A 9,826-nucleotide genomic window follows, 5' to 3' on the forward strand; every position below is an offset into this window, starting at 1 on the left:
GACATGAATATCACCAAATGCATTGATTCGTCAGGTCAGACCCGAGTGGCAGTGGTTGAAGACGACCGGTTGATCCCGCTGCAAACGACCGCTGAGTTGCCCACGTTGTCCGCGATTTTGGCGTCGGGAAACCCGAAAGCCGCGGCGGAAACGCTTGCAAGAGACGAACCGATCGCGATCGACGATTCGACGCGGTGGCTTCCGCCGATTGACCAGCAAGAAGTCTGGGCTGCTGGGGTGACGTACAAGCGAAGCCAAACGGCTCGGATGGAAGAATCCGAAGCGGCGGCGTCTTGTTATGACCAGGTCTACAACGCGGATCGGCCGGAGATTTTCTTCAAGGCCACGCCGTCACGTGTCAGTGGCCACGGCCAACCACTCCGCATTCGTGTGGACGCCAAGTGGAATGTGCCGGAACCCGAGATCACGCTGGTGCTCAGTCCGACGTTGAAGATCGTCGGGCTAACCGTCGGCAACGACATGAGTTCGCGAGACATTGAGGGCGAGAACCCGCTCTATTTGCCGCAAGCGAAGTGCTATGACCAGTGTGCGGGGTTGGGACCATGGATCACTCTGTTTGATGAGTTGCCAAGTGTCGACGCGATCACGGTGGACTTGAAAATCGTGCGTGATGGCGACGTGGTGTTTGATCAGTCCACCTCGGCCGCTGAAATGGCTCGTAAGTTTGACGATCTGGTGCAGTGGTTGGGACGCGACAACACGATGGCGGACGGGGCGTTCCTGATGACAGGAACGGGGATCGTTCCGACCAGCGATTTCACGCTGCATCCTGACGATGTGGTCAACATCACGATTGGTTGTGTGGGCACGTTGTCCAATCGCATTGTCCAAGGGCCAACGTCTTAAACCCGAGCGTTGGTTGGGCTCGTGATGGATTTCGATTCCGAGCATCACGCGAAGCGAGATGTGATCTCGCAAAGCCGCTTGCCTTTGGCGTGTTGGTGGAACGTGTTGTCGTTGGACGCCGTCACCGTCGCGGTGCTGTGGCAAGCTGTTTTCTTGCTCTCGTTTTGTGACCGTCTGCCTGAGCCACACGAATCGTTTTCGTTGGGGGCGGTTGTTTGGTTGATCTATGTCGCGGATCGTTTGCTGGACGGATCGCGATTGAACCTGAGTGAGCCTCATTTGGTCCGGCACCGAATGCATCACGATTTCGCGAGACGGTGGATCATCGCGTGGTGTTTGGTGCTGGCGTCGGCGTGTGCCGTGGTCGTCGCATGGTTAGACGCGGCGATTGTTCGCATGGGGTTGATGGTTGGTGCATCGGTGATGATCTACGGTGCTGGGGTTCATTTTTGGCCCGGCGATTTACCGCGACGCCGCATGGTCGGGAAGGAAATTCAGGTCGGCGTGATTTTCGCTGCCGGAGTCAGCTTGATCGCTTGGCAAGAGTCCGCCAGTTGGTCCTTGGCCTTCGCGAGTGTGGCATCGGCCGGGTTGTTCACGGCCAATTGTTGGTTGGTGGCTGAACGCGAATCGACGGCAGACCAGGACTTTCACGAATTGAGTTTGGGGTATCGATTTCGCACGGTGACCGTTTGTGTTGCCGTGGTTGTATCGGCGTTCTTGTCGTGGATGACCGGGTGGCTTCCGTGGTTGATGGCGGCGAGCCTGTTGGTCGGAGTTGGGTTTCTGTCATTGACGAAGCTGCTTTGGACACGTGGTGAGCCGCAGACGCGGCAATACGGGCGTCGGTCTTTCGGGGAAGGTGGCAGACGCCCGCTCTTTGACGCGTGGGTGCCAATGGCAGATTGGTCATTGATCCTTTCACCGTTGGTGTGCTGGGCGGTAGTCTTGAGCTGGGATCTGATTTGAACCGGAATCCTTCACGATCCGAGCGAGGCTACGATCGATTGGCGGGATGGTATTGGTTGCTGGAACAACCCGTCTTTCGACGTGACCTGCAACGCGCGAGAGAGGCTTGCTTGGTTGATCTGCCGCCGATGAAACGTATTTTGATGCTTGGCGACGGTGACGGAAGGTTGCTGCAAAAAGTCTTGATGACTCAGCCGCAGGCAAAGGTTGTCAGCGTTGAGCAAAGCTCTGAGATGATCGCACTGCAGAAACGACGGGCGGCATCGGTGGACGCCTCGCATCGAGTCGAATGGATCCAAGGGGATGCGATCACTGTTCCGCTGCAGACCGGCTCCTTCGACTGTTTGGTGGCTGCGTTTTTCTTGGATTGCTTCACCGAGGTCGAGCTGAGTCATTGTTTGCCGGGGTGGCTGTCTTGTGTGGCGAACGACGGATTCTTTTACCACGTCGATTTCGTAATTCCGGAAAATGGATGGCGTCGGATGCGGGCAAAGTTTTGGAGCTGGATCATGCATCGATTCTTTCGCTGGCAAACGGGGCTTCAATCGGCGAGTGTCGTCCCAGTGGAGCCGTTGTTGGATTCAAAGGTGTGGGCGGAGCGGTCCCGGCGTGAACTGAATCACGGTTTCATCCGCAGCGTTCTCTATCAACGTCGTTCAAGTCAGCTTTGTTAAGTTCAGCGTCGCTGAGATGAGCGTCTATGAGATGAGCGTTGCTGAGCAGTTGCCTCGGGGCCGCGGCCAATCAGCACTTGCGGTGGAGCGGTTCAGCGTCGACGATACGTGGCCGCCATTTGCGGCGGAAGTTTGAATCTCTTCGAAACGTTTGTTGATTGCCGTCTTCACGGCACGCTTTATGAATGATTCCACTCTCGATCCTCCCGGCTCCATTGTTGTGATTGGCACGACGGTGCTGGGGATCGAAGCGGCTCTGTATGGCCGGTTTCTTGGTTATGACGTTACACTGGTCGGCGGTGCTGATGCTTGGTCCGATCGCTCTGAGTTGGACCCTGCTGTCCGCCGGATCGGACCGACGGGGCGGGGCGATTGGTTGGATCGGCATTGGCTGTCAGGCCGAAGTATTCCAGAGGCCTGGGGCGATGCATCGCCGATGTTGCCTGATCGTAGTTTGTCTTCGTTGGCGCTGAATGCGATCGCAGCTCAGCGAGGCGACGAAATTCCCGCGGCGCTGCCGGTGACCCTGGGGGAATGGATCACGGATGGTTTGCTCGCCGTGACTCGTTCCGATTTGCTTCGTGGCCGAGTCATGCCCGACGCGATCGTCACGTCCGTGGAAACGGTCGACGTGGAAGATGAGGACGACGACGATGGGCAAATCCCGCCGGACTACCTGTTGAAGTACCAGTTTCTTGAAGCGTCAGACGAGGCATTGCCCGAATCGCAGCAATGCGAATGTGTGATTGTTGCCGGGTTACAAGGAGACCATGTTGAATGGTCCAAGCCGGAGTCCGATGAGTATTGGTTTGAGTTGTCTGAGTCTGATGACGAGAACGCCGAAACTATGTTGCGAGATGGCTACCAGCAAATTGTCGCCGTCTACGCCCAATTGATGGGGCGCGAAGAGCTCGATCTTTATCGGCCTCAGCGAGGTTGATCGACGCAGTTACGCGGGAGGTTGGTGCGTCGCATCGACGCCGTTGTCTTCGGCCGGCTTCTGTAGGTCGATGACGGGGCTGCCCCATTGAATCTCCATGGAATCACCGCACTCTTCGCAGGGTGTGGTGGTTCCCATTTTCGTGTCTTCGATGACCTGTGGCTTGTCGCAGTGAGGGCAGGTGACACGGATCATGCCTGCGGGTTCCGTCATCGCATCCAAATCCGCGTCGCTGATGTCTGGGATTTCGATGTCAGCGGGTTGCAGTGTCGTCAGCAATTCGTGAGTGATCTCTTTGGATCCAGCGATACGATTGGCCAATCGGCGGACGCTGCGTTCGAATGAGTTTCGGGACGTGCGACCGTTTCCAAAGTGGCGGTCTCGGTTGAAATACAGGTGAGTGAAGCCTCGAAGCAGTCGACGTCGGCTTTCCGTTGGCAGGACGTATTGGGCTTTGCCCGCAATCAGCTCGAAGATTCGGCACAACGCTTCCGGATCGTAATCGTCGAAATGCATGGTGGTCCCGACGCGAGAACTCAAACCGGGATTGCTACGGATCATCTTCGTCATCTCTTTCGGATAACCGGCGAGGATCACGACCAGACGATCACGTTGGTCTTCCATGCGTTTGAGCAGGGTTTGGATCGCTTCGCGACCGTATTGGTCTTGTCCGCTTTCGTCGATCAACGTGTAGGCCTCGTCGATGAAGAGCACACCATCCAGTGCCTCATCAATTTTCGCGTTGGTTTTCGGGCCGGTTTGACCCGCGTACTCCGCGACCAAGCCGCTTCGATCTGTTTCGACCAAGTGGCCTTTGTCGAGCACTCCCAAGCCACCGTAGATTTCGGCGATGATGCGAGCCACGGTGGTTTTGCCCGTGCCGGGGTTGCCCACAAAGGCCATGTGCAAACTGGGCTGGGTCGTGGGAAGTCCGGCTTCCTGACGATGTCGTTCCATCGCCAAAAAGTTCGCCAGCGTTTGAATTTGGTTCTTGATCGCATCCAATCCAATCAGCCGATCCAGTTTGGCACGTGCTTCCGCCAAGCGTTCTTCGGGAGAGCGTTGATCCTCTTTGTCATTTGTTTCTTGCTTAGGTGATGCGTCAGGTTTCCGGGAGCCGCCTCCACCGGTGGTTGTGGGAGTGGGTTTGGCGGCGGCCTCGTGCCCGGTGCCTTCTCGCAAGCGTTTGGCTTCGTTACGCAGCCAAGAGATCGCTTCACGGGCGTTGTCCAGGTCGGCTTGATGGTCGACGGTCGACGAGTGGTTTGATTCGGTTGGGCTGTCGGCCGCTGAATGGTTGATGGACGAAGCGCCTGCTCCGGTTTCTGGCGCGGATTGTTTGGCAGCTTCCATCGCGTCCAACATGGAATTCATGCGTTGGCGTTCCAGGTTGCTGTCGTCGCCGTCGACCATGGCAATCAGGTTGGCCATCCGAGTGGCGGCGGTGATGACTTCGCCCCAGCGATCTCGCAGCGAAGGCAGTTCCAAAAACGGACGAGTCACCTCGTACCAAGAGAAACCTTGCGCGGTGGTAATCAACCAGTCGATCGCCTCGTGCAGTTTGCTGCCTTGAACCGTTTCGCCCCAAACGTGTTCCAGCAGCACGCGACCGAGCTGGCGTTGTTCGAGAGATCTCGCATCGCTGGACGGGATCATGGTCGCGAAGACTTTCATCACAAAGCCTTCGTGCAGGTCGTCCATTTGTCCCGGCATGTTGCGGGTGTCGGTTGCGTCATCGCCCGCCAGCCAACCGTAGCTGCCCTCGGCGATCTCGCCGGATTCGACGAACAGAGTTTGCGTTTGCCGGAGGGCTTCGCGGTACAGCCGGATGGATCGCAAAATCGCGTCGTCGCTGGGGGAACTCATGTCGTCAATCCGAGGAGGACGGGGGCGTCAAAAACGTGGTCGTAAGTATTTGAAAAACAATGGCTTGCGTCAATGTTCGGATCGCCCCGCGGCGTTGTGAAAAACGTGTGAACGAGGTAAAATAGGCATTCCAATTTTGGGCGTGTGGTCCCCGGATTCGCACTGTCCCGCTTCCCCTGTGACAAACGAGCAAATCCCTTGGCTGAAGACGGCGAAAATCAGGAACCAGGCGACGAAAACGCGGGTGAAGTGAATGGATCCGCTGGCAACGATGGCCAGCAGGACGGGCAGGGCGGTGCTGCTGAAAATGGCGGCGGAGGCCAGGTGCCTCCGGGGAGCGGGCCTCCAGGAGGTGCGGAACCGCCGTCCGGCGATGAATCAGGCGAGGGGGCCTCTGGTGGCGATCCTGACGGAGGACATGGTGCTCTTCGGATGGTCGATCTGCCGATCGAGGACGAGCTGCGTGAGAGCTATCTGACCTACGCCATGAGCGTGATTGTCAGCCGAGCACTTCCCGACGTTCGAGATGGACTGAAACCGTCCCAGCGTCGGATTTTGGTCGCGATGAACGACTTGAATCTCGGCCCCGGCAGCAAGCGAGTTAAATGCGCAAAGATTTCCGGTGACACCTCCGGTAACTATCACCCGCACGGTGAAAGTGTGATCTATCCGACGTTGGTGCGGATGGCTCAGGAATGGAACATGCGGTCGTTGTTGATCGACAAACAGGGGAACTTCGGAAGCGTCGCCGGTTTGCCGCCGGCTGCAATGCGATATACCGAAGCTCGCATGTCCAGCGTGTCGGCAGCTCTGTTGGAAGACCTGAAGCTCGACACCGTCGACTTCATCCCAACCTACGACGAAGCGCGAACCGAACCCACCGTGTTGCCCAGCAAGTTCCCGAACTTGCTGATCAATGGTTCCGGCGGGATCGCCGTCGGGATGGCGACCAGCATTCCACCACACAACCCAACCGAGGTTTGTGATGCGTTGATCAAGTTGATCGACGAGCCCGAAACATCCATCGATGAGCTTTGTGAAATCATTCCTGGTCCGGACTTCCCAACCGGCGGGATCATTTGTGGTCGAGCCGGCATCCGGCGCGGTTACAAGACCGGCCGGAGCACTATGGTGGTGCGGGCGAAATGCCGCATCGAAGAGATGCGCGGCAATCGCCACCGCATCGTGGTCACTGAAATTCCTTACCAGCAGTATCGCGACCGGATCGTGGAAAAGATCGCGGCTCTGGTCAACGGCGACCGGATCAAGGGCATCTCCGGCATCCGCGACGAGAGCGATCTGAAGGAACCCGTTCGTTTGGTGATCGAGCTGAAACGCGGCGAAGATCCCGATGTGATCTTGAACCAGCTCTATCAGTACTCACCGCTGCAAGACACGTTCTCGCTGATTTTCCTGGCGCTCGTCGATGGCAAGCCACGCGAGTTGACGCTGAAGGAAATGCTGGCGGAGTTCCTGCGCCACCGTGTGACTGTGATTCGCCGTCGCACGCAGTTCTTGTTGGCACGGGCTCGACGACGCAAGCACACCGTGGAAGGTTTGTTGCTGGCGCTCGCCAATATCGACGAGATCATTCAAACGATTCGTACCAGCCGGACTCAACCCGAGGCCAAAGAACGTTTGATGGGCATCGAGTGCCCCGCTTCCATGATGCAGCGAGCTCTCGGTGACGAAGGCTTCAAACAGTTCCAGCTCGAACGGGGTGAATCCGATTCGTACACGTTGACCAGCGTCCAGACGGACGAAATTCTGCGAATGCGTTTGGGACAGTTGGTCAACCTCGAGCAAGAGAAGTTGACCAACGAGCATGCGGAGTTGCTGAAAGAGATCGCTGACTACATCGACATCTTGGGCAGCCCGAGTCGCATCAACGGCATCATCAAAGACGACTTGGAGGAGATGAAGCGTCGCTTTGGTGACAAACGACGCACCGAGATCAGCCACGAAGAACTCGGCAACATCGACCTGGAAGATTTGATCACGGAAGAAACCATGGTGGTTTCGATCAGTCACCGTGGTTACATCAAACGGACGCCGACCAGCGTTTACAACACGCAGCGTCGTGGTGGCAAAGGCATGAAAGGTGCCAAGAGCGACGACGAAGATCCAATCGAACACTTGTTCGTCGCCAGCACGCACGCGTACCTGTTGTTCTTTACAACTGCCGGTAAAGTCCGCTGGCAAAAGGTTTACGACATTCCTCAGTTGGCTCGTGATGCCAAGGGACGCGCGATCGTGAACCTGTTGCAAATGGACGAAGGCGAGCAAATTGCCGAATGCTTGGCCGTTCGCGATTTCAACCAACCCGGTCACAGCATCGTGATGACGACCAAAGGCGGGTTAGTCAAGAAAACACCGTTGGAACAATACAGCCGTCCCAAACGGGGTGGCATCATCGCGATCAAGCTTCGCGAGGGCGATGAATTGGTCGACGCCGCGGTGGTCGGACCCGGTGAAGAAATCATCATGGTCACGGCGGATGGCATGGCGATCCGTTTCCGCGAATCTGATTCACGACCCATGGGACGCAATACGTCCGGCGTGAAGGGGATCTCTTTGGTCGACGATGACGCCGTGGTTGGCATGGTGGTCACGGATCCCGAGGCGACGTTGCTGACGGTTTGCAAAAACGGCTACGGAAAACGAACGCCGTTTGGTCCAAACTTGGCCGATGTGGATGGCGAGTCCGACGATGCGGCAGACAACGGCGACGACGAAAACTCCGCGTCCAGCAGTTCCGCTCGCTACCGAACGCAAAAGCGTGGCGGCAAGGGCTTGCGTGACATCAAAACCAGCCAACGCAATGGCAAGGTCATCGGGATCGCTCGCGTCAACGACGACGATGAATTGTTCTTGATGACCGCCAAAGGCAAGCTGCAGCGAATCAGTGCTGGTGACATCAGCGTCATCGGTCGCAACACCCAAGGCGTCCGTATCATGAACGTGGATGACGGTGACGAGTTGATCGCCGTGGTGCGGGTTCCTGCAGAAGAGAATGCTGAGGAAGTCGCTGCTCCCGAACCCGCCGCTGAGTGACTCTGGCGGGGGAAGCCTTCATCACGGATGAATTGAAAATTTTTCGCGATCGGGCAAAGGGGCCCGGTCGTCGATGAATGCGTCGTTGATCTTTCGTTCCATCGAATTCGCGACGCGTTTCAGCAATTCCAAAACGTCTTCTTGCGGCCCTTGCACGTCCATCAGCACGTCTCCATCGGGTTCGTTGCGAACGAATCCTTGAATGGTCAGCCCTCTCGCCTGGTGGATTGCATTGGCCCGGAATCCGACCCCTTGGACGTGTCCGCGGTACCGAACGACTTTCCTGATTTGTTTGTGAGTGCTCATTGGACTATCGTGACCGCGAATTTTGATTTGGGCAATCCTGTTCCTTCCATCTCGCGATTGTTGAATGTCCTGTGTTCTCTTGAGTCGACCTGTTTGCCAGCGTGGTGAGTGGGGCAGTCGAGTTCATGCATCCACGTTAGTGAAGCCGAGTGATCGACGTCGTTCATGGCTGATATTGAGTTGGTTGTTCTTGGTCAGTTGCGTTGCAGCCTTGCAAGCGAAGCAGCCCAAAGTCCTGATGATTGGGATCGATGGTTTGCGTCGCGATGGATTCGTCGCCGCCAACACGCCGCATTTGGATGCGTTGACGGATCGAGGGACGCTGTGTTTGGATGCAAGAGTGACGTCCGACGATGTCCCGCAAAGTGATACCGTCAGCGGTCCGGGGTGGACGACGTTTCTGACGGGGGTCTGGGCGGATCGCCATGGCGTCACCGACAATTCGTTTCGCGGTCGGAATACGGAGACGGGGCCGCACGGGTTTGCTTTGGCCAAACTTGGTAAACCCAATGTGCAAACTGCATCGTATCTATGTTGGACGCCTCTGCGAGATCACGTGACGACCGATGCTGATATCGACGTGGTGGTCACGCCCGGTGAAAGTGACTCGGTTTCCTCGGCTTGGAAACGTGCCGATCAATCTTTGGCGTGGTCAGCGGTGCCGACTTTGGTCAATGATCACTCCGATTGGACGTTCGTCTATTTCGGTTCAGTGGATGAAACGGGACACGGCCACGGATTTCATCCGAGCGTTCCTGAGTATCTGGCCGCGATCGAGAATGTGGATCGTTTGGTTGGCGAATTGATGGATGCGGTTCATCGCCGCCCGACGTATGATTCGGAGGATTGGTTGATCTTGGTCAGTACCGATCATGGCGGTGAGGGCAGGGGGCACGGTGGTGGTCGCGAGAACGTGAATGTTTACACCGTACCGATGATCGTCAGCGGGGACGCGGCCAATCCGGGAACGATTGTTCCTCGTGAGGAAGGATCCGCTCCGCCCGCAACCGTCGATTTGGTTCCGTTGGCTCTGCATCATCTCGGGATCTCAATTGATCCCGCTTGGCAACTGGCGGGCAGCGTGGACGGGTGGCTCAAAACGACCGCCGACGCACGCTGATTCAAACTGATCGGCAATACGCGACCACCG

The 9,826-nt window shown here is 57.0% G+C and carries 9 protein-coding genes; 6 read left to right on the forward strand and 3 right to left on the reverse strand.

Annotated elements, in window-relative coordinates:
- Nucleotides 1–3: 3 nt before the first annotated feature.
- Genes LOC70_RS14450 through LOC70_RS14460 form a run of 3 tightly spaced genes read left to right on the forward strand, consistent with a single transcriptional unit; the run spans nucleotide 4 to nucleotide 2,510 of the window.
- Nucleotides 4–867 (forward strand): fumarylacetoacetate hydrolase family protein, encoded by an 864-nt coding sequence (locus tag LOC70_RS14450; RefSeq protein ID WP_230254602.1) that lies wholly within the window; start codon nucleotides 4–6, stop codon nucleotides 865–867.
- Between the two features lie 24 nt (nucleotides 868–891).
- Nucleotides 892–1,836: a hypothetical protein gene (locus tag LOC70_RS14455; protein ID WP_230254604.1), complete on the forward strand. Its 945-nt coding sequence runs from the start codon at nucleotides 892–894 to the stop codon at nucleotides 1,834–1,836.
- Entirely contained in the window at nucleotides 1,833–2,510 is a 678-nt protein-coding gene (locus LOC70_RS14460; protein ID WP_230254605.1) for a class I SAM-dependent methyltransferase, read from the forward strand. Before LOC70_RS14455 ends, LOC70_RS14460 begins: the two co-directional genes overlap by 4 nt.
- On the opposite strand, the gene LOC70_RS24640 is transcribed toward LOC70_RS14460, so the two are convergent.
- Nucleotides 2,464–2,580 (reverse strand): pentapeptide repeat-containing protein, encoded by a 117-nt coding sequence (locus tag LOC70_RS24640; protein WP_390889046.1) that lies wholly within the window; start codon nucleotides 2,578–2,580, stop codon nucleotides 2,464–2,466. The two genes, LOC70_RS14460 and LOC70_RS24640, sit on opposite strands and share 47 nt — an antisense overlap.
- 111 nt (nucleotides 2,581–2,691) lie before the next feature.
- Between LOC70_RS24640 and LOC70_RS14465 the strand changes: the two genes are divergently transcribed.
- Nucleotides 2,692–3,450 carry a hypothetical protein gene (locus LOC70_RS14465; RefSeq protein ID WP_230254607.1) on the forward strand — a complete coding sequence of 253 codons (759 nt, stop codon included), beginning with the start codon at nucleotides 2,692–2,694 and terminating at the stop codon, nucleotides 3,448–3,450.
- 9 nt (nucleotides 3,451–3,459) lie between these two features.
- Here LOC70_RS14465 and LOC70_RS14470 read toward each other — a convergent pair whose 3' ends face one another.
- Entirely contained in the window at nucleotides 3,460–5,316 is a 1,857-nt protein-coding gene (locus LOC70_RS14470) for an AAA family ATPase (protein WP_230254609.1), read from the reverse strand.
- Nucleotides 5,317–5,514: 198 nt separating this feature from the next.
- Between LOC70_RS14470 and gyrA the strand changes: the two genes are divergently transcribed.
- Nucleotides 5,515–8,370, forward strand: coding sequence for a DNA gyrase subunit A (gyrA, locus tag LOC70_RS14475; RefSeq protein WP_230254610.1), 2,856 nt, complete (start codon nucleotides 5,515–5,517; stop codon nucleotides 8,368–8,370).
- A gap of 21 nt (nucleotides 8,371–8,391) precedes the next feature.
- Here the strand turns inward: gyrA and LOC70_RS14480 are convergent, their stop codons facing one another.
- Nucleotides 8,392–8,676 (reverse strand): acylphosphatase, encoded by a 285-nt coding sequence (locus LOC70_RS14480; protein ID WP_230254612.1) that lies wholly within the window; start codon nucleotides 8,674–8,676, stop codon nucleotides 8,392–8,394.
- Nucleotides 8,677–8,851: 175 nt separating this feature from the next.
- Here LOC70_RS14480 and LOC70_RS14485 point away from each other — a divergent pair, with 175 nt between their 5' ends.
- Nucleotides 8,852–9,796: an alkaline phosphatase family protein gene (locus LOC70_RS14485; RefSeq protein WP_230254614.1), complete on the forward strand. Its 945-nt coding sequence runs from the start codon at nucleotides 8,852–8,854 to the stop codon at nucleotides 9,794–9,796.
- Nucleotides 9,797–9,826: the final 30 nt, after the last annotated feature.

Origin of the sequence: Rhodopirellula halodulae (genome assembly GCF_020966775.1) — a bacterium.
In the GTDB taxonomy this organism is placed as follows: domain Bacteria; phylum Planctomycetota; class Planctomycetia; order Pirellulales; family Pirellulaceae; genus Rhodopirellula; species Rhodopirellula halodulae.

Excerpts from the sequence above, each read along its gene's own strand:
- LOC70_RS14465 (WP_230254607.1), top strand. The coding sequence starts at position 2,692 with ATGAATGATTCCACTCTCGATCCTCCCGGCTCCATTGTTGTGATTGGC.
- LOC70_RS14470 (WP_230254609.1), bottom strand. The coding sequence starts at position 5,316 with ATGAGTTCCCCCAGCGACGACGCGATTTTGCGATCCATCCGGCTGTAC.
- LOC70_RS14450 (WP_230254602.1), top strand. The coding sequence starts at position 4 with ATGAATATCACCAAATGCATTGATTCGTCAGGTCAGACCCGAGTGGCA.
- LOC70_RS14480 (WP_230254612.1), bottom strand. The coding sequence starts at position 8,676 with ATGAGCACTCACAAACAAATCAGGAAAGTCGTTCGGTACCGCGGACAC.
- LOC70_RS14455 (WP_230254604.1), top strand. The coding sequence starts at position 892 with ATGGATTTCGATTCCGAGCATCACGCGAAGCGAGATGTGATCTCGCAA.